At 60.8% G+C, this 17430-nt stretch carries 20 protein-coding genes; 7 read left to right on the top strand and 13 right to left on the bottom strand.

What is annotated here, in order from left to right; all coding sequences use genetic code 11:
• Window positions 1–43: 43 nt before the first annotated feature.
• The 7 genes from K5K95_RS18725 to K5K95_RS18695 all read left to right on the top strand — a co-directional run bounded on the left by K5K95_RS18725 (window position 44) and on the right by K5K95_RS18695 (window position 6940).
• Window positions 44–1759 (top strand): copper resistance system multicopper oxidase, encoded by a 1716-nt coding sequence (locus K5K95_RS18725; protein WP_222585528.1) that lies wholly within the window; start codon window positions 44–46, stop codon window positions 1757–1759.
• Window positions 1760–1769: 10 nt separating this feature from the next.
• Entirely contained in the window at window positions 1770–2657 is an 888-nt protein-coding gene (locus K5K95_RS18720; protein ID WP_222585527.1) for a copper resistance protein B, read from the top strand.
• Between the two features lie 53 nt (window positions 2658–2710).
• Window positions 2711–3082, top strand: a complete 372-nt coding sequence (gene copC, locus K5K95_RS18715) for a copper homeostasis periplasmic binding protein CopC (protein WP_222585526.1) — start codon at window positions 2711–2713, stop codon at window positions 3080–3082.
• A gap of 3 nt (window positions 3083–3085) precedes the next feature.
• Window positions 3086–4015 carry a copper homeostasis membrane protein CopD gene (gene copD, locus K5K95_RS18710; protein WP_222585525.1) on the top strand — a complete coding sequence of 310 codons (930 nt, stop codon included), beginning with the start codon at window positions 3086–3088 and terminating at the stop codon, window positions 4013–4015.
• 98 nt (window positions 4016–4113) lie between these two features.
• On the top strand, window positions 4114–4929 hold the full coding sequence (locus K5K95_RS18705; protein WP_222585524.1) for an alpha/beta fold hydrolase: 816 nt from the start codon (window positions 4114–4116) through the stop codon (window positions 4927–4929).
• Window positions 4919–6106, top strand: coding sequence for a PAS domain-containing sensor histidine kinase (locus K5K95_RS18700; protein WP_222585523.1), 1188 nt, complete (start codon window positions 4919–4921; stop codon window positions 6104–6106). The genes K5K95_RS18705 and K5K95_RS18700 overlap by 11 nt, the downstream gene beginning before the upstream one ends.
• A 48-nt stretch (window positions 6107–6154) precedes the next feature.
• Window positions 6155–6940, top strand: a complete 786-nt coding sequence (locus tag K5K95_RS18695) for a transporter substrate-binding domain-containing protein (protein WP_222585522.1) — start codon at window positions 6155–6157, stop codon at window positions 6938–6940.
• A gap of 108 nt (window positions 6941–7048) precedes the next feature.
• Here the strand turns inward: K5K95_RS18695 and K5K95_RS18690 are convergent, their stop codons facing one another.
• The 13 genes from K5K95_RS18690 to nac form a co-directional block, all read right to left on the bottom strand.
• Entirely contained in the window at window positions 7049–7249 is a 201-nt protein-coding gene (locus K5K95_RS18690; protein WP_222585521.1) for a hypothetical protein, read from the bottom strand.
• 160 nt (window positions 7250–7409) lie between these two features.
• On the bottom strand, window positions 7410–8243 hold the full coding sequence (locus K5K95_RS18685) for an ABC transporter substrate-binding protein (protein ID WP_222585520.1): 834 nt from the start codon (window positions 8241–8243) through the stop codon (window positions 7410–7412).
• Window positions 8244–8299: 56 nt separating this feature from the next.
• Window positions 8300–9028 carry an amino acid ABC transporter ATP-binding protein gene (locus K5K95_RS18680; RefSeq protein ID WP_222590367.1) on the bottom strand — a complete coding sequence of 243 codons (729 nt, stop codon included), beginning with the start codon at window positions 9026–9028 and terminating at the stop codon, window positions 8300–8302.
• 23 nt (window positions 9029–9051) lie between these two features.
• Window positions 9052–9795: an amino acid ABC transporter permease gene (locus tag K5K95_RS18675; RefSeq protein WP_222585519.1), complete on the bottom strand. Its 744-nt coding sequence runs from the start codon at window positions 9793–9795 to the stop codon at window positions 9052–9054.
• A 6-nt stretch (window positions 9796–9801) separates the two neighbouring features.
• Window positions 9802–10503, bottom strand: a complete 702-nt coding sequence (locus K5K95_RS18670) for an amino acid ABC transporter permease (RefSeq protein WP_222585518.1) — start codon at window positions 10501–10503, stop codon at window positions 9802–9804.
• A 117-nt stretch (window positions 10504–10620) separates the two neighbouring features.
• Window positions 10621–11373: an SDR family oxidoreductase gene (locus K5K95_RS18665; protein ID WP_208672112.1), complete on the bottom strand. Its 753-nt coding sequence runs from the start codon at window positions 11371–11373 to the stop codon at window positions 10621–10623.
• Window positions 11374–11504: 131 nt separating this feature from the next.
• Window positions 11505–12272 (bottom strand): LamB/YcsF family protein, encoded by a 768-nt coding sequence (locus K5K95_RS18660; protein ID WP_222585517.1) that lies wholly within the window; start codon window positions 12270–12272, stop codon window positions 11505–11507.
• A 19-nt stretch (window positions 12273–12291) separates the two neighbouring features.
• Window positions 12292–12696: an acetyl-CoA carboxylase biotin carboxyl carrier protein gene (locus K5K95_RS18655; protein WP_222585516.1), complete on the bottom strand. Its 405-nt coding sequence runs from the start codon at window positions 12694–12696 to the stop codon at window positions 12292–12294.
• Window positions 12697–12708: 12 nt separating this feature from the next.
• Window positions 12709–13680 carry a biotin-dependent carboxyltransferase family protein gene (locus K5K95_RS18650; RefSeq protein WP_222585515.1) on the bottom strand — a complete coding sequence of 324 codons (972 nt, stop codon included), beginning with the start codon at window positions 13678–13680 and terminating at the stop codon, window positions 12709–12711.
• Window positions 13677–14348: a 5-oxoprolinase subunit PxpB gene (pxpB, locus tag K5K95_RS18645; protein WP_222585514.1), complete on the bottom strand. Its 672-nt coding sequence runs from the start codon at window positions 14346–14348 to the stop codon at window positions 13677–13679. The genes K5K95_RS18650 and pxpB overlap by 4 nt, the downstream gene beginning before the upstream one ends.
• Window positions 14345–15697: an acetyl-CoA carboxylase biotin carboxylase subunit gene (gene accC, locus K5K95_RS18640; RefSeq protein ID WP_222585513.1), complete on the bottom strand. Its 1353-nt coding sequence runs from the start codon at window positions 15695–15697 to the stop codon at window positions 14345–14347. Before accC ends, pxpB begins: the two co-directional genes overlap by 4 nt.
• Window positions 15698–15728: 31 nt before the next feature.
• Complete coding sequence (locus K5K95_RS18635) at window positions 15729–16157, bottom strand: acetyl-CoA carboxylase biotin carboxyl carrier protein (protein WP_222585512.1); 429 nt, start codon at window positions 16155–16157, stop codon at window positions 15729–15731.
• Between the two features lie 114 nt (window positions 16158–16271).
• A complete protein-coding gene (gene nac / locus K5K95_RS18630) occupies window positions 16272–17177 on the bottom strand; it encodes a nitrogen assimilation transcriptional regulator NAC (RefSeq protein ID WP_222585511.1) in 906 nt (301 codons plus the stop codon).
• Window positions 17178–17430: the final 253 nt, after the last annotated feature.

The following is a 17430-nucleotide window of genomic DNA, read 5'->3' as shown; positions in this document are numbered from 1 at the left end:
GCCTCCCCGTCAACTTCCCACGTTGACGGACCGGGTAAACGGCATGCACTCCAGCACCACAAGACGCACCTTTGTTAAAGGCCTGGCCGCGAGCGGTTTGCTCGCGGGCCTCGGTTTATGGCGCACGCCTGTCTGGGCGGTCACCAGCCCTGGCGAACCTCAAGTGCTGGCGGGCACCGAGTTCGATCTGTCGATCGGCGAAACCGCGGTCAACATTACCGGCCATCCAAGCACCGCCATGACCATCAACGGCGGCCTTCCCGGTCCTCTGCTGCGCTGGCGTGAAGGCGACACCGTCACATTGCGCGTGAAGAACGCACTCAAGGTCGACACCTCCATTCACTGGCACGGCATCCTGCTGCCGGCCAACATGGACGGCGTGCCTGGCCTGAGCTTTCACGGCATCGAACCGGGCGGCGTGTACGTCTACCAATTCAAGGTCAGGCAAAACGGCACTTACTGGTATCACAGCCATTCGGGCTTTCAGGAACAGTCCGGCGTATACGGCCCGCTGGTCATCGATGCCAAGGAGCCGGAACCGTTTCAGTACGACCGCGATTACGTAGTGATGCTGACCGACTGGACCGACGAAGACGCCGTCGGCCTGATGAAGACCCTGAAAAAGCAGTCCGATTACTACAACGAGCACAAGCGCACCGTGGGCGATTTCATCCACGACGTCAGCGAGAAAGGTTGGGGGGCCACGGTCGCCGATCGAACGATGTGGGCCGAGATGAAAATGAACCCCACCGACCTGGCAGACGTCAGCGGCGCAACTTACACCTACTTGATGAACGGCCAGGCACCGGCCATGAACTGGACCGGGGTATTCCGGCCCGGCGAGAAACTGCGCCTGCGGTTTATCAACGGCTCCGCCATGACCTATTTCGACGTGCGCATTCCCGGCCTGAAAATGACCGTGGTCGCAGCGGATGGCCAGCACGTCAAACCGGTGAGCGTCGACGAGTTTCGCATCGCGGTGGCCGAGACGTTTGATGTGATCGTCGAGCCGACCGAAGCGGCTTACACGCTCTTCGCACAATCAATGGATCGCAGCGGTTTTGCACGAGGCACTCTGGCGATTAAAGCCGGTGCGACCGCGCCGGTTCCGGCACTCGCCCCTCGACCGCTGGTGACTATGGACGACATGGGCATGGGCGGCATGGACATGGCCGGCATGGACCACGCCAGCATGGGCGATATGGCGGGCATGGACCACAGCGCCATGGCCGGCATGCAGTCTCACCCGGACACCGAAAAAGACAACCCGCTGGTGGACATGCAAGCCATGAGCCCCACCCCCAAGCTCGACGACCCGGGCCTGGGCCTGCGCAACAATGGCCGCCGCGTCCTGACCTATTCAGACCTGCGCAGCACCTTCGAAGACCCGGATGGTCGCGAGCCCGGTCGCACGATCGAACTGCACCTCACCGGCCACATGGAGAAATTCGCCTGGTCGTTCAATGGCGTGAAATTCTCCGACGCCGCGCCGCTGCGCCTCAAGTACGGCGAACGGGTGCGGGTGGTGCTGGTCAACGACACGATGATGACCCACCCCATCCATCTGCACGGCATGTGGAGCGACCTCGAAGACGAAAACGGCCGGTTCATGGTGCGCAAACACACCATCGACATGCCGCCCGGCACCCGACGCAGCTACCGGGTCACCGCCGATGCGCTTGGCCGCTGGGCCTATCACTGCCACCTCCTGTACCACATGGAAATGGGCATGTTCCGTGAAGTTCGCGTGGAAGAATGAGGTGTACACCATGAACAGACTGACGCTGATTTTTTGCGCACTCGTGACCGCGAGCCTGACGCCTTCGCCGGCGATAGCCGCCACCAACGACATGCAGGGCATGGACCATAGCCAGATGAGCGGCATGGACGACAGCCAATTGCAAAGCATGGACGACGGTCAGATGCAGCCCGCCGCGCCGACTGAAAGCCGCACGCCGATACCGGCACTGACCGAAGCCGACCGCGCTGCCGTATTCACCAGCCCGACCGGCCATGGCGTGCATGACACCGCCCTGAACTATTACTTCCTCGCTGACAAACTCGAATGGCAGGACGCGGACAACGGCAGCGCCTTGGCGTGGGATGTCTCCGGATGGATCGGCGGCGACATCGACCGACTGTGGCTACGCTCCGAAGGCGAACGCCTCAACGGCAAGACCGAGGACGCCGAAATACAAGCCCTTTGGGGGCATGCGATTTCCCCGTGGTGGGACGTGGTGAGTGGCGTGCGCCAGGACTTCAAACCCGGCGCCCCGCAAACCTGGGCCGCCTTCGGCTTGCAAGGCATGGCGCTCTATAACTTTGAAACCGAAGCCACGGCGTTCATCGGTGAAGGTGGCCAAACCGCCGTGCGACTGGAAGGCGACTACGACATCCTGCTCACCAACCGGCTGATTCTGCAGCCGACGGCCGAGCTGAACGTCTATGGCCAAAACGACCCGCAACGGGGTATCGGTTCCGGACTATCCAACACCGAAGCCGGCCTGCGGCTGCGCTATGAAATCCGTCGGGAGTTCGCGCCCTACCTCGGCGTGACCTGGAATCGCACCTACGGCAAAACCGCCGACTACGCCAACGCCGAAGGTGAGGATCGCAGCGAAGCGCGCCTGGTCCTCGGCGTTCGGCTGTGGTTTTAAACGCATTAATCCAACTCCAAAACACAACCGCTCCGAGCGGTAAGAGGCCTTGCATGCGCATGATGAAAACGACAGTTGTTGCCCTTGGGCTGCTGATGAGCGCACTCGCTCAAGCACACCCCAAACTGCTCTCCTCCAACCCGGCCGACGCGGCGGAAGGCGCGGCGCCGAGCACCATCGAACTGCACTTCTCCGAGAACCTGATGACGCAATTTTCCGGGGCGAAACTGGTGATGACTGAAATGCCCGGCATGGCGCATTCCCCGATGCCGATGAAGGCCAAGGTCTCGGGCGGCAGTGACCCGAAAACCATGGTCATCACTCCGCTCACACCACTGTCTGCCGGGAGCTACAAAGTCGACTGGCGCGCAGTGTCTTCCGATACTCATCCGATCACCGGCAACGTCACGTTCAAAGTGAAGTGATTGATGAACGAAGCGCTCGGTATTGCACTGCGGTTGGGTCTGTATGTGGATTTGATGCTGTTGTTCGGGTTGGCGCTGTTTGCGCTGTACAGCCTTGAAGGTCAGGAGCGGCGCTCGGGGACCGTGTTGCCGTTGCGCCCGATGTTGGCGGGCACGGCAGCCTTGGGCGCCCTGCTGTCGGTCGCCAGCCTGGTGGTGATGGCGAGCGCCATGAGCGGTGAGTCGGACATTGCTGAACTGCGTCCGCACATCGAGATGATGATGTTGCAAACGGACGTCGGATTTGCCTGGATCGTGCGTCTCGTCGCCTTGGTCGTCGCCGGCCTGGCGATGTTGTACCACCCTCGTGCGCCAGGTGTCAGCGTGCTGGTGGCGTCGATGGCAGGCGCGATCGCCCTCGCCTCGCTGGCCTGGAGCGGTCATGGGGCGATGGACGAAGGGGGCCGCCGTGCCTGGCATTTCACCATCGATATTCTGCACATGCTGGCGGCAGGCGTGTGGCTGGGGGCTTTGGTGGCGTTTGCGTTGATGGCGAAAATCAATGCCCTGCAAAGCGAAGCACGCATTCGGTTGCTGGCTCGCACGGTGACACGGTTCGAAACGGTCGGTGCATTGATTGTGCTCTTTATCACGGTCACAGGCGTCGTGAACTACCTGTTCATTGTGGGGCCGACGCTCGATGAGGTGTTTCTGAGCACCTACGGGGTGTTGCTGTTCATCAAAGTCGCACTGTTCGCCGGAATGCTGGTGCTCGCCGCGTTGAACCGCTTCCACCTCGGGCCGCTTTTGCAGCAGTCGTTGCGGGACGGGCAGCACCGGGTGGCGGCGAATGCGTTACGGCGCAGCGTGATCGTGGAACTGGTGGCGGCGGTGCTGATTGTAGGGTTGGTCGCCTGGTTGGGAACTTTGAGCCCGGAAAGGGTCGATCCGTAGGAGCGCCTCTTTCCAAGGCAATGCGTGACCTGATGCCTGCGACTATCTAAACTCCCCCGGTGGCCAAAAATACTTTTGGCCCGACCAGGGAAATTCACATGGACCTTCAACATCGCAACAACATAAAAGTGATGGGCGACGGTCCGGCGACGCTGGTCTTCTCCCATGGCTTTGGCTGCGATCAAACCATGTGGCGCTACCTCGTCGATCATTTCACGGGGCGTTGCAGGGTCGTATTGTATGACCTGGTCGGCGCGGGGCAGTCGGACCTCGGGGCGTACGACAAAGAAAAATACAACTCTCTGGCCGGGTATGCCCAGGACCTTGGCGAACTCATCGATCAGTTCGCCACCAGCCCGGTGATTCTGGTGGGACATTCTGTCAGCGCCATGATCGGTGCCCTGGTGGATCGTCAGCGCCCCGGCACCATCGCTGCCCACGTCATGATTGGTCCCTCGCCCTGCTATATCGATGTCGACGACTACGTGGGCGGCTTCAAGCTCGAAGACATCCACTCACTGCTCGACACCCTCGACAGCAACTACCTCGGCTGGTCCAGCACGATGGCTCCGGTGATCATGGGCGCACCCGGGCAGCCAGCGCTGGGCGAAGAGCTCACCAACAGTTTTTGCCGTACGGAACCCGAGATCGCCAAGCAATTTGCCCGCGTCACGTTCATGTCCGACAACCGCGAAGACGTTGCGGGCCTGACCACGCCAACCCTGATCCTGCAATCCAGCGACGACATCATCGCCCCCGTTGCCGTCGGCGAATACCTGCATGGCGTGCTTCCCAACAGCACGCTCTGCCTGGTGGCCAACGTCGGCCATTGTCCCCACATGAGCGCGCCCTGCGCCTGCTCCGAGGCCATGGACAGCTTCCTGTCGCCCTGGATAGACCCGCATGTCGACTGACGAACCGCCACTGCCCGACCCGCATACGCTGTTCGAAGGCGCACCTTGCGGCCTCGTGGTGACGAAAGAAGACGGCACGATGCTGCGTGCCAATCAGACCTTCTGCCACTGGATCGGCTTCGATTCCCAAGCCTTGGTTGGCCGGCGCTTTCAGGACCTGCTGACCATGGGCGGACGCATTTTCCATCAGACGCACTGGGCGCCACTGATGCAGATGCAAGGCTCCGTGGCCGAAGTAAAACTCGACCTGGTTCACCACGACAAACACACGGTCACCATGTTGCTCAACGGGGTCAGACGCGAGCACGCCAACGGTGCGTTTAATGAACTGGCGCTGTTCGGCACCATTGACCGCGACAAGTACGAACGTGAACTGCTCAGTGCGCGCAAACTCGCGGAGGGCCTGTTGTCCGAGAAAATGGCGGCCGATGCCGCCCTTCTCGACGCTCAGACCCAACTGAACCGGGCCTACGAAAAGGCCAAGCGACGCGCCTCGTTCGCCGAACAAATGGTCGCCATCGTCAGCCACGACCTGAAAAACCCGCTGACCGCCATCAAAATGGCCTCGGACATCCTCGCCCAAGGCGAGCGCACTGCCAGGGAAACCAAACTGCTCGGCCACATCAGCCAATCGGCGGAACGCGCGCAGCGCATGATCGCCGACCTCCTGGACTTCGCGCTGGCCAGAGTCGGGCGCGGCATCGGGGTTTCTCCGACTTCGCAGGACTTGCACACGCTCGTCAGACAGAGCGTCGACGAGCTGCGCATGGCATTTCCCGAGGCGACGTTGCTGCATCAGTCCATCGGCACCGGTAACGCAAATCTGGACGCGGATCGGGTGCAGCAGATCATTGGCAATCTGGTTGCCAATAGCGTGGCCTATGGTGACCTGGCGCAGCCGATTACCATTACCTCGCGACTGGAAGAGAATCAGGCCGTGGTGTCGGTGCAAAACCACGGGCCGGTTATTCCAGCATCGTTGATTGCAGTTCTGTTTGAACCGATGACTCGTGGCACAGACACAGACACCGACAGTGATGTACGCAGTGTCGGGCTCGGGTTGTTTATCGTCCGGGAAATCGCCATGGCCCACGGCGGGGATGTTTCGGTGAGTTCGAACCCGGAGGATGGGACAGTATTCAGCGTGTATTTTCCGTCAGGTGCCGTAGCGCAGTAAGCGCCAAGCCGAGAACCTGATCAAATCCATCACGGAAGCCGGATATCAATGAAAACCATAAAAAGCACACTCATCCTCGGCGGCCTGCTCGCGCTATCTCTTGCTGCTCAGGCGGAGCCATCGCATCTGGACAGCGTCATCCAGCAAGGCCAACTGCGGGTTTGCACCACGGGCGATTACAAACCCTATACCTACAAAGCCGAAGACGGCGAATATTCAGGCATCGACATCGCCATGGCCCACACGCTGGCTGACAGCCTGGGCGTCAAGGTCGAGTGGGTGCAGACCACCTGGAAAACCCTGATGCCCGATATGCTGGCGGGCAAGTGCGACATCGGTGTCGGCGGCATCTCGGTCACGCTGGAACGCCAGAAAAAAGCCTTCTTCAGCACCACGCTGGATGTCGACGGCAAGATCCCGCTGGTGCGTTGCGAAGATCAGGCGCTGTACCAGACGGTCGAGCAGATCAACCAGCCTGCGGTTCGCCTGGTTGAACCGGCCGGAGGCACCAACGAAGCGTTTGTCCACGCCTTTCTTCCCAAGGCGCAGTTGAGCCTTCACGACAACGTGACGATCTTTCAGGAGCTGCTGGACAAGAAGGCCGACGTGATGATTACCGATGCGTCGGAAGCGCTGTACCAGCAGAAACTCAAACCCGGTTTGTGCGCGGTGAACCCGAGCCAATTCATGCAGTACGGCGAGAAAGCCTACTTGCTACCCCGTGATGACATCACCTGGAAGTTGTACGTCGATCAGTGGCTGCACTTGGCCAAGGTCACCGGCAACTACCAGAAAATTCTGGGTCAATGGATAGCGACGCCCGCCTCCAAATAGCCGCAAACGCACGATCCCCGCAGCCTGCGTCCGGCTGCGCGGCGGTCGTCGGGGACATCAGGCAATGACGTGAGCCGGCACAGGTCTCCCCCGCCGTCGCGTCACACCTCAGTCATCGTGCAACAACCCCGAACTGTACTCACTGAAACTGTTGCCGATCGCACTTCCACCGAACTTCAACTGGTTGGCACCATGGCCGTCGAAAGATTGGCAACCTTGTGAGAAACACGTGCTGGTACTCACGCCCGAGCAAGCGCTCAACAGCAAAGCACCGGCGATCATCACGACTTTGAGGAGGTTCGGGATCATTTCTCAGTTTCCTGTGGGTTCGACGCGTGGCCATACGAATGTGCGCCCCTCATCCTAGGCCGCAAATGCGTCAGACAAGATGAAATCTGACGGGCCGACAGGATCTGTTCAGCTATTGCGCAAAAGCGCCCGGTAGCCGGGCGCTCATACCGCTTTCGACTTAAGGCAGCGGATCGAACTTCAATTTATCGAGACTTTGTACTTTGTCTTCCCGAACCATTTTGTAGGCAGTGTTCGGGCCGATCCAACGGTCCCAGATCGTGTCAATCTCCCCAGCCTTCTCCATAGACGCCAGCGATTCGTTGACCTTGGCCAGAAACGCCGGCTCATCCCGACGCATGCCCGCACCAATCGGTTCCAGCGCCATCGGCTCCTTGGCCAGTGCCAGTTCGACACCGCTTTCCTTGGCCTGCCCGACCAGTTTCAACGCGGTCATGGTGTTGGTCACCAAACCCACGACTTTATTCTGCTGCAAGGCCATGTAGGCCGAACCGGTGTCCTGGAACGTCACCGGCGTGGCCCCGGCCAGTCGGATCGACTGCTCGGAGGTCGAGCCTTTGGTCGAGCTGATGCGTTTGTCCTTGAAGAAGCTTTTCGGTTGATCGGCGTCGACTGCACGCACTACCAGGGTTTCCTTGGCGATGTAGTACGGATCGCTGAACTGGATCTGTTCGGCCCGGGTCTTGGTGTAGGCCAGGTTAGCGAAGATCACGTCGACGCGGCCCATTTTCACTTCCGGAATCCGTGCTTCGACGGACATTGGCTTGAGCTCCAGTTCGACGCCCATGGTTTTGGCCAATGCTTTGCACAAATCCACATCCATACCCACCAACTCGCGGGTTTTCGGATCCGGCGCCGAGAACGGCGGCACGTCGGCGTACACGCCGCAGCTCAATGATTTCCTGGCCATGATGTCGCTCAATTGATCGGCCTGAGCGACCGCAGCAGCCAAAGGACCTAACGCCAGCGTGACAAACAGATGCTTCATACGCATGGAAAAACTCCGGGGATGAGAAAGTCGGATGGCAGAGTGAGCAAAACCGCAGCGGCTCAATGAGCACGCAGGTCGGCGATAAAGCGTTGCGCGCGCGGGTGCGCCGGCTGGTTGAAAAAGCTTTCGGGCGTGCTCTTTTCCAGAATCTGACCCGCGTCCATAAACCAGATGGTGTCAGCGACTTCACGGGCAAAATTCATCTCGTGGGTCACGCACATCATGGTCATGCCATCCTTGGCCAAGCCTTTCATCACACTCAGCACTTCACCGACCATTTCCGGGTCCAGCGCGCTGGTGGGCTCATCGAACAACATCACCGGCGGCTCCATCGCCAGCGCCCGGGCAATCGCCACCCGTTGCTGCTGGCCGCCGGACAACTGCGCCGGATAAGCGCCGGCCTTGTGCGCCAGCCCGACCCGATCGAGCAATTGCATGGCCTGTTGTTTCGCGACCGAGCCTTTCAGGTTGCGGATTTTGCTCGGCGCCAGGGTGATGTTTTCCAACACCGACAAGTGGGGGAAAAGATTGAAGCTCTGGAACACAAAACCCACCCGGCTGCGCAGTCGATTGATGTGCGCGTCCGTACCGTGCACATCCTGACCGTCGAACAGGATCTGGCCTTTCTGGATGTCTTCCAGACGATTGACCGTGCGGATCAACGTCGACTTGCCGGAACCGGACGGCCCGCACAACACCACCACTTCACCGGGTTTCACCTCGGCGGTGATGTCGGTCAGTGCGTGGTACTCGCCGTACCATTTGTTGATATTCGAAAACATGATCATTGGATGCATGGTCGCAACCCTCTTCAATTATCAGTGGCCAGCAAAGGGTCGGCAGTCACGGCCGGACCGCCGTTGCCCAGACGCTTGCGAGCGATACGGCGCTCCACCCAGCCGGCCAGATGGGTCAGGCCAAAACAGAGCAGGTAGTAGATGATCGCCAGGATGAAAAACACCTGAAACGGCTTGGTCAGCAGTTGGTTGTTGACCTGGTTGGCGGCGAAGGTGACTTCCTGGACGTTGATCACATAGCCCAGCGAGGTTTCCTTGATGATCGAGATGAACTGGCTGATCAGGCTGGGCAATGCGTTGTACAACGCTTGCGGCAAGATCACCCAGACCGTCGTGCGCAGGTAACCGAGGCCCAGTGCGCGGGACGCTTCGTACTGACCCGGCGGTAACGCCTGGATGCCGCCACGGATGATTTCGCACAGGTAGGCGCTCTGGTAGATCACCAGGGTGCAGAGCATGGTGACGAACCCGGTGATGTTGTGGCCGATCAGCAATGGCACCAGGAAGTAGGTCCAGAAAATCACCATCAGCAGCGGAACACCCCGCAGCACATAAACCCATACCGTCGCGGCCCAGCGCAGCCCGGTCCACGGCGAAACACGCGCCAGCGCCAGCAGCAAGCCGAAGGGGAACGCCAGCAACAGCGCCAGCGCCGCCAGAATCAAGGTGCTGGCCAAGCCACCCAACGGGCCATGCGGGTACTGACCAATCAGAAACAGAGTCCAGTTGTTTTGCACAATCGAGAAGAGATCGAACATGCTCGCCTACCTCGCCAGCGCTTTGTTGAAGCGTCGCGCCAACAGCGCGCCGAGCCCCATCAGCAGCAGTGAAAACACCAGGTAGAACACCGTGGCAACCAGGTACGACTCGAAAGTACGGAAGGTATAGTTCTCGACTTCGCGAGTGGCGTAAGTCAGCTCGACCACACCGATGGCCATGGCCAGGCTGGTGTTCTTGAACAACAGCACGGTGTGGTTGATCAGCGATGGCAAACAATTGCGCACGCCTTGGGGCAGGATCACGTAGCGCATCGAGCGCACATAACCCAACCCGAGCGCTCGGGACGCTTCAGTCTGACCGGCCGGGATGGCGCGCAGGCCACTGCGGATGTCTTCACAAAAATACGCGGCCTGGCACAGCCCCAGGGCAATCACCGAGAACAGGTATTCGGTGCTGTAGTTCGCTAGCCATAGCTGGGTGGATTGGCTCAGCAACGTCGGCACGCCGAAGTACCACAGCATTAATTGCACCAGTGTTGGCACGTTACGGTGATAAGACACATAACCCGCCACCAGACGATCAGCGAGCTTGTTGCCGGTCAGGCGCACGGTCACCAGCAACAGCGCCAGGGCCATCGCCAGCAGCCAGGCGAACAGCGCCAGTTGTAGAGTCGTTTCGATGCCCTTGACGATCAGCTCGGCATATTCGCCTTGCAGAACCGCGGCCAAATCGAAGTCATGCTTCATGGTCAATCCCTACGGGCATTGGGCTAGGGCAGAAATAGAAAGCGTCTGGCGAGCCATGACGTGGGTACCGCATGACGGATTGATCCGTTCTTCTGGTGCGTGCTTCGCAGGACGATCTCAGCCCTGGTAATCCTGCGGGCGAGCCGTGGAAAGACCACCGGGCACTTGCAGGGTCGGGGTGATTTCCATGTGCCCGACGTTGACCGCAATCGGCGCGGCAATGGCAAACGCGATGGCGTCGGCGATGTCCTTGGCCTGGGGCAGCTCGAAACCTTCAACGAAGCGCTTGTAGGTCTCTTCGGAGTCGCCGTGAACGTGAGCGAAAATGTCAGTGGCCACCCGCCCCGGACAGATCTCGGTGACCCGGACCCGCTTGCCGAAGGCGTCGATGCGCAATTGTCGCGAGAGCATGCTCACTGCCGCTTTGGTAGCGTGGTACGTCGAGTTGCCGCCAAAGTTGTACGCGGCGGCAATCGAGCTGATGTTGATGATGTGCCCGCAATCACGCTCGACCATCCCCGGCAACGCCAGACGCGCTAGGTGCAGGACCGCCCGCAGGTTGACGTCGATCAGCAAGTCGATGCCTTCGGCATCCGCCTTGAGAATCGAACCCGGTTTATCGACCCCGGCGTTGTTCACCAGAATGTCGAACTGCTGGGTTTCAAACAGACGGGTCAACCCGGCCAAGTCGGTCACGTCGATGGCATGTGCGATGCAGCCGGTTTTCGCAGCGAGTTCTTCGAGCTTGTCAGCGCTGCGAGCCAAGGCATGCACCTGCACGCCTTCCTGGCAGAGGCGCTCGACGACGGCGGCGCCAATCCCGGATGAAGCACCGGTCACCAGCGCGGTTTTGTAATCTGAAAATGGCATGCACGTGTCCTCGTATTACGTGTGCGGATCACTCGGTGATCGCGATGACTTTGACTCTATCCAGCCCTGAAGCCGTGGACCAAGACGGAATGACTGTGTGGTAATAAGCCCTGCTTATGACCGTGCAACCGTTACGCCAACAACTGCGAAATCGGTGTGATGCAACCGCCCGCCTGCTCGATTTCTCGACGGATGGTGCGGGCCAGTTCCACCGCGCCAGGCGTGTCGCCGTGCAACAGGATCGAATGGGCCGGCACTGCGATGTGCTTGCCATTCAGGCTGGTGACGATGCCCTCCTCCAGCAACTGCCGAACCCGCTGCAGCACAGCCGCCGGTTCCTTGATCACCGAGCCCGGCACCTTGCGCGGCACCAGCAGGCAGTCATCGTCGTAAGCGCGGTCGGCCAGGAACGTCGTGGCGACCCGCAAGCCACATTTATCAGCGGCATTTTCGATGGCCCGACTGCTCGATGAGCTGATAATCAGCGTCGGATCGAAGGCCGCCACTGCGCATACCAAGGGCTCTGCCAGCGCTGCGTCGGCGGCGACCATGTTGCCCAGCGCCCCGTGAAAACTCATGTGGGTCATGCGATGGCCGTTGACCGCGGCCATCCCGGCCAGCGCACCGAGCTGATACACCACGTAGGTCGCCAGCTCCTTGAGCTCGATGTTCATTTGTCGCCGGCCGAAACCCATCAAATCAGGGAAGCCGACATGGGCCCCCAGATCGATGCCACCGGCCTTGGCCAGGCGCACGGTGTTGTCCATGATCAGCGGGTCGCCAGCGTGGAAACCGCAGGCAACGTTTGCCGATGAGATCAGGCTCATCAACGCCTCGTCCTCGCCCATGCGCCAAGGCCCGAAGCCCTCGCCCAGATCAGCGTTCAAATCAATTTTCATTGCTTCTTTCCTCGTCGGCTCATGCCGCGTCCAGGCGCATGAACACCTCGCCAAAGCCCACCGTCGTGCCACACACCGTCAACACCGCCGCCAGCCGTCCGGCCTTGTGGCTGCGGACCGGCAACAGAAGATCGCCAACTTGCAACAGCGCGACCAATTGCCCTTGTTCCACTCGACTGCCGACCGAGACCAATACCTCACTCTGGTGCGGGTGCGTCAGCAGCAACCGACCCAGGCCAGGGGTCTTCAACAGCTGCTCATCGGGCACCTTCAAAGGCTCTGGTGTTGTGATCTGTACGGGTGCCGCGACTGCATCGACGTTACGTTTGAGTACCAAGTGCAGCCCCGGACGACGGATTTCCGCGCCAGCCAGGTGAGTCTCCTTGAGCCACACCGCCAACTGGCGGATTTCCTGATTTGTCATGTCTGAATGTCCTTAGCGCGAGGCCAGCCCGTGAAGATCAACCAAGCGGCCGACCTCAGCGAGATAGCGCGAATTGTCTTCCAGGGCAGCGACAGCTTCGGCGTAACTGCACTCGATAAAGCGCACCTTGCTGCCGATCGGCGCCTGGCCCAGACGCCACAGGTCGGCCTCGATCACCGTGCCGAATTTCGGATAACCGCCACTCGGTTGCGCATCGCGCATCTGAATGATCGGCTGGCCACCGTGGGGCACCTGGATCACACCGGGGACGATGCCGTGGGAGCGGATTTCCATCGGCGCCTTGGGCAAGATCGGCGCGCCTTCGAGCCGGTAGCCGTAGCGGTTGCTCTGGGTCGTCACCTTCCACTCGCCAGCCCAAAACGCCGCACGGGATTCGTCGAGAAAACACTCGTATTCCGCCGCAGGCAGTACGCGCATCGCTGGCAATCCATCGAGCTGCAACGCCAGCGTCTGACTCGGGGACACGACGCCGAAATCCGTTGGCAGCGCACTGACGCCTGGACGCAGCGCCGAGATCCGGTCGCCCTGCTGCAACGCCCGCCCTTGCAAACCGCCGAACTCACCGCGTAATTGCGTGCTGCGCGAGCCAAGCACCTGCGGTACATCCACGCCACCAGCCAGACACAGATACGCACGACTGCCAGAGGTGGGATAGCCGAGGTTCAGCACTTGGCCTTCCCGAGCCTGCGCTACCCAGAATGGCAACAATGGCTGACCGTCCAGGGTCGCTTCGCAAGCCGCGCCGGTGAACGCAAACGCGCAGTCCTGCGTAAACCGGACCTCGAACGGAAACAGCGGGATTTCGATGGCCGCCGCGTCTTCGGGATTACCCAGCAGCAGATTGCCCAACGCCAGCGCCAGATGGTCCATCGCGCCAGAGGTTCCAACGCCGTAGCCGAGGCTGCCAAAGCGGCCGAAATCCTGCACCGTGGCCAGGGCGGTTGCCGATAAAATCTCGATCATCGAATGATCCTCTCGATGCGCAAGCGCAACATGTCGCCCGGCCTGAGCATCGCCGGAGGGGTTTGGGTCGGGTCAAAAAACGACATTTCGGTGCGGCCGATGGTGTTCCAGCCGCTGGGACCGGCGGAGGCAGAGACGCCGGTCTGCACCCCGCCAATCGACACCGAGCCGGCGGCAATGCTGATCACCGGCACTTGACGTCGCGGCGTGGCCAGCCGCGAATCCATGCCGCCGAGGTAGCAATAGCCGGGATGGCTGCCCAAGGCATACACCGGGTACAGCGGCTCGCAATGCAGGTTGGCTATGGTCTCGATGTCCAGCCCGGTGTGCGCCACCACATCATTGATGTGTGGACCAAATTCACCGCCATACACCACCGGCAACTCGACGATGCGCCCTTCGAGGGGCAGCGGCGGGCTCTGCTCCCAGGCCTCAAGCAATCGCTCGCACAACCCATTGAGGTCACGCGGCGGCCTGATAAATGTCAGCATCAGGTTATTCATGCCCGGGACCGCTTCGTGAATCTCGGTCCACTCCCCGACCGTCAAGGCCAGGCTCCAAATGCGTTGTTGCGGTGCCAGATCCAGCTCGCCCGGGGCTTCGAACAACAAGGCCGTGGACCCCAGCAAGCTGATGTGCGGACGTGGCGATTCAGGTGCAGTACTCATGTCGGACTCCGTTGTTGCAGCCAGCGCTCCAGGTGATGAATGTCCACGCCCCCGGCACAGAACGCCGGGTCTTCGAGAATGTCGCGGTGCAGGGGGATATTGGTCGAGATGCCTTCCACGACCAGCTCGCTCAGGGCCAGGCGCATCCGCGCCATGGCCTCATCGCGTGTCGCGCCGTGGGTGATGACCTTCGCCACCATCGAGTCGTAGTAAGGCGGCACCCGATACCCGGTGGTGACGTGGGAATCGACCCGTACACCGAAGCCACCAGGGACTTCCCAACGCTGGATCAGCCCCGGCGTCGGCATGAAGGTGATCGGGTCTTCAGCGTTGATCCGGCATTCCAGCGAGTGGCCATTGAGCTGGACGTCCTGCTGACGCAGCTCCAGCATTTCGCCACGGGCCATGCGCAATTGCTGCTGGACGATATCGATGCCGGTGGTCATCTCCGTCACCGGGTGTTCAACTTGCAGCCGGGTGTTCATCTCGATGAAGAAGAACTCGCCGTCCTCGTATAGGAATTCGAAGGTGCCGACGCCCCGATAGCCGATCTGCCGGCACGCGGCAGCACAGCGTTCACCGACCTTGGCGATCAGCTCGGGATCAATGCCCGGCGCCGGCGCTTCTTCCAGGACTTTCTGGTGCCTACGCTGCAACGAACAATCGCGGCAACCCAGCCAGATCGCGTGGCCATGGGCATCGCACAGCACCTGGATTTCGACATGCCGTGGATGGCCGAGAAACTTCTCGATGTAGAGTTCCGGATTGCCGAAGGCCAGCCGCGCTTCTTCACGGGTCAGTGCGATGGCGTCGAGCAATTCGCTCTCTTCCTTCACCACGCGCATGCCACGCCCCCCGCCGCCGCCAGCGGCTTTGACGATCACCGGGTAACCGATTTCACGGGCAATCGCCTGAATACTGGCATCGTCGGTGGGCATCACCGTATCCGGCCCCGGCACGCAGGGCACGCCGGCTTCACGCATCGCCCGTTTAGCCGCGACCTTGTCGCCCATGGTGCGAATGCACGCGGCGCTCGGCCCGATAAAGGTCAGGCCGGCAGCTTCGATGCGCTCGGCAAACCCGGCGTTCTCCGACAGAAAACCGTAACCCGGATGGATCGCCTGTGCACCGCTGACCTTGGCCGCGAACAGCAGCGCCGCCTGGTTCAAGTAACTCTGGCTGGGTGACGCCGGACCGATGCACAGGGCTTGATCGGCGTTTTGCACATACTGTGCGTGACGATCGGCCTCGGAGTGCACGACCACGGTTTGTATCCCCAGGCCGCGGCAGGCACGCTGAATGCGCAGGGCGATTTCGCCACGGTTGGCGATCAGCACTTTGTCGAACATTGAATTCACCTGAAAGAGGATGGGCTTTGGATCAGCCGAGGCGGAACAGCGACTGTCCGGCTTCGACTTCGGTGCCACTGCGGGCAAGGATCGCGGTGACCTGACCGGCGATTTTGGCCTTGACCGGGTGGAACATTTTCATCGCTTCGAGGACCGCCAGGGTTTGCCCTGCTTCGACCTGATCGCCGACAACAACGAAGGGTGCCTCCCCGACGGCAGGCGTCAGATGCAGCACGCCATAAAGGCTCGCCTTGATCTCCGCGGCCGTCACCGACGGGATCGCCACAGTCGGTGATTGCTCGGATGGTAATGGCGATGGATCGGCCTGCGCCTCGGCTGCCACGACTTTTCCAGCCTGCTTGAAAAGGCGAATCGTACTGTCGCCTTCGGTCAGACTCAGTTCGAGCAAATCGGATTCGGCGAGCAAATCGATCAACCCCTTGATGCGTTCTGAATCCATGCGTGGGCCCCTGCCTGTCGAGCGTGTCTGAGTGGATGGGGTCAATGTAGCGAGCCCGTCCAGCGGCGACCAAGACGCTTTGGCTTTGGGGTGATAAGCCGTCCTTATGACCGCTCAGATCAAGCTGCCACGCATCTCCGCGACCAGTTCCAGCAGGATCGCCTTGACTGCCTGGGCGGGCACCGACAACGGCAAGTGACCGGACAGACACAGGGCCAGCGGCGCTTCGACTTCGGGATCGACAATCCGGCACATGTGCATCGACGTACCAGCAACCATTACCCGCGCCGAGGATTCGGGCAGTATCGTCGAGCCGAAGTGCTCGGCAACGGCGGCGGTCAGGGTGATCGACGATTCGATTTCTGCCACCACCCGCGCGCTCATGCCGATGCGCTGGAAGGCTTCGTCTACCAACCGCCGCATGACGTTGTAGGGACGCGGCAGGAGCATGTCCATGTCCGCCAGTTCGGCCAGGGGAATCTCGTCGAGTGTGCTGACAGCAGGATCGGCGCTCACCAGGTAAAGGTTCTCGCGCAGCAGCGAGACGAAGCTCAAGCCATGCACTTCACGCCCGCCATACAGCACGGCCATATCCATCCGACCGTTCATGATCAGTTCGCTCAGGGTGGTACCGAAGTTTTCATTGAGGTACAGCAAAATGCCCGGATGGCGCTCGCGCACCCGGCGCAACAGGGGCAACGACAGTGTCGAGGCGGCAGTGCCCGGCGCCAGGCCGACCGACACCTGGCCGGACAAGGCATGCCCGGTGGCATTGATGTCGCTTTGGGCCTGCTCACACTGACGCAAAATGATTTGCGCATGACCGTAGAGCACCTTCCCGGCTTCAGTCGGGGTGACACCGCGCTTGGTCCGAATCAGCAACTGCTGCTGCAACTCGGCTTCCAGCGTGGCCAATTGTTGACTGAGTGCCGGTTGCGCGACATGCAGCACATCGGCAGCCTGGGTCATGCTTCCGATATCGACGAGTTTCACGAAATACTTCAAGCGGCGCAGGTTCACGTTGGCGGTGCTCTTGCTCGTAAAAGGGGTACAGCCTTCAGGCGTTAGCAAGAGCCAGGCCAGCCCGGACACCGCGCGCGCGGGGTGAATGCCAAGGCCCAGCCATAAGCCTTCGCTATGGCTGGATCGTGGCGACCTCGATCAACCCCCGTCACGCTCATACAGGCTTGATCGCACCAACCTGGTGCAAGCTCTGTTCAGTTCCAGCCATAAGCGATTCCTATCCGACCAGAACGATCTCGTCTTATGGCCG

The organism is Pseudomonas sp. DR48 (assembly GCF_019823085.1).
GTDB lineage: Bacteria > Pseudomonadota > Gammaproteobacteria > Pseudomonadales > Pseudomonadaceae > Aquipseudomonas.
The sequence above is the reverse complement of the archived record's forward strand: the minus strand, read 5'-3'. Positions and strand labels throughout refer to the sequence as shown.

Excerpts from the sequence above, each read along its gene's own strand:
- K5K95_RS18725 (WP_222585528.1), top strand. The coding sequence starts at position 44 with ATGCACTCCAGCACCACAAGACGCACCTTTGTTAAAGGCCTGGCCGCG.
- K5K95_RS18720 (WP_222585527.1), top strand. The coding sequence starts at position 1,770 with ATGAACAGACTGACGCTGATTTTTTGCGCACTCGTGACCGCGAGCCTG.
- copC (WP_222585526.1), top strand. The coding sequence starts at position 2,711 with ATGCGCATGATGAAAACGACAGTTGTTGCCCTTGGGCTGCTGATGAGC.
- copD (WP_222585525.1), top strand. The coding sequence starts at position 3,086 with ATGAACGAAGCGCTCGGTATTGCACTGCGGTTGGGTCTGTATGTGGAT.
- K5K95_RS18705 (WP_222585524.1), top strand. The coding sequence starts at position 4,114 with ATGGACCTTCAACATCGCAACAACATAAAAGTGATGGGCGACGGTCCG.
- K5K95_RS18700 (WP_222585523.1), top strand. The coding sequence starts at position 4,919 with ATGTCGACTGACGAACCGCCACTGCCCGACCCGCATACGCTGTTCGAA.
- K5K95_RS18695 (WP_222585522.1), top strand. The coding sequence starts at position 6,155 with ATGAAAACCATAAAAAGCACACTCATCCTCGGCGGCCTGCTCGCGCTA.
- K5K95_RS18690 (WP_222585521.1), bottom strand. The coding sequence starts at position 7,249 with ATGATCCCGAACCTCCTCAAAGTCGTGATGATCGCCGGTGCTTTGCTG.
- K5K95_RS18685 (WP_222585520.1), bottom strand. The coding sequence starts at position 8,243 with ATGCGTATGAAGCATCTGTTTGTCACGCTGGCGTTAGGTCCTTTGGCT.
- K5K95_RS18680 (WP_222590367.1), bottom strand. The coding sequence starts at position 9,028 with ATGATCATGTTTTCGAATATCAACAAATGGTACGGCGAGTACCACGCA.
- K5K95_RS18675 (WP_222585519.1), bottom strand. The coding sequence starts at position 9,795 with ATGTTCGATCTCTTCTCGATTGTGCAAAACAACTGGACTCTGTTTCTG.
- K5K95_RS18670 (WP_222585518.1), bottom strand. The coding sequence starts at position 10,503 with ATGAAGCATGACTTCGATTTGGCCGCGGTTCTGCAAGGCGAATATGCC.
- K5K95_RS18665 (WP_208672112.1), bottom strand. The coding sequence starts at position 11,373 with ATGCCATTTTCAGATTACAAAACCGCGCTGGTGACCGGTGCTTCATCC.
- K5K95_RS18660 (WP_222585517.1), bottom strand. The coding sequence starts at position 12,272 with ATGAAAATTGATTTGAACGCTGATCTGGGCGAGGGCTTCGGGCCTTGG.
- K5K95_RS18655 (WP_222585516.1), bottom strand. The coding sequence starts at position 12,696 with ATGACAAATCAGGAAATCCGCCAGTTGGCGGTGTGGCTCAAGGAGACT.
- K5K95_RS18650 (WP_222585515.1), bottom strand. The coding sequence starts at position 13,680 with ATGATCGAGATTTTATCGGCAACCGCCCTGGCCACGGTGCAGGATTTC.
- pxpB (WP_222585514.1), bottom strand. The coding sequence starts at position 14,348 with ATGAGTACTGCACCTGAATCGCCACGTCCGCACATCAGCTTGCTGGGG.
- accC (WP_222585513.1), bottom strand. The coding sequence starts at position 15,697 with ATGTTCGACAAAGTGCTGATCGCCAACCGTGGCGAAATCGCCCTGCGC.
- K5K95_RS18635 (WP_222585512.1), bottom strand. The coding sequence starts at position 16,157 with ATGGATTCAGAACGCATCAAGGGGTTGATCGATTTGCTCGCCGAATCC.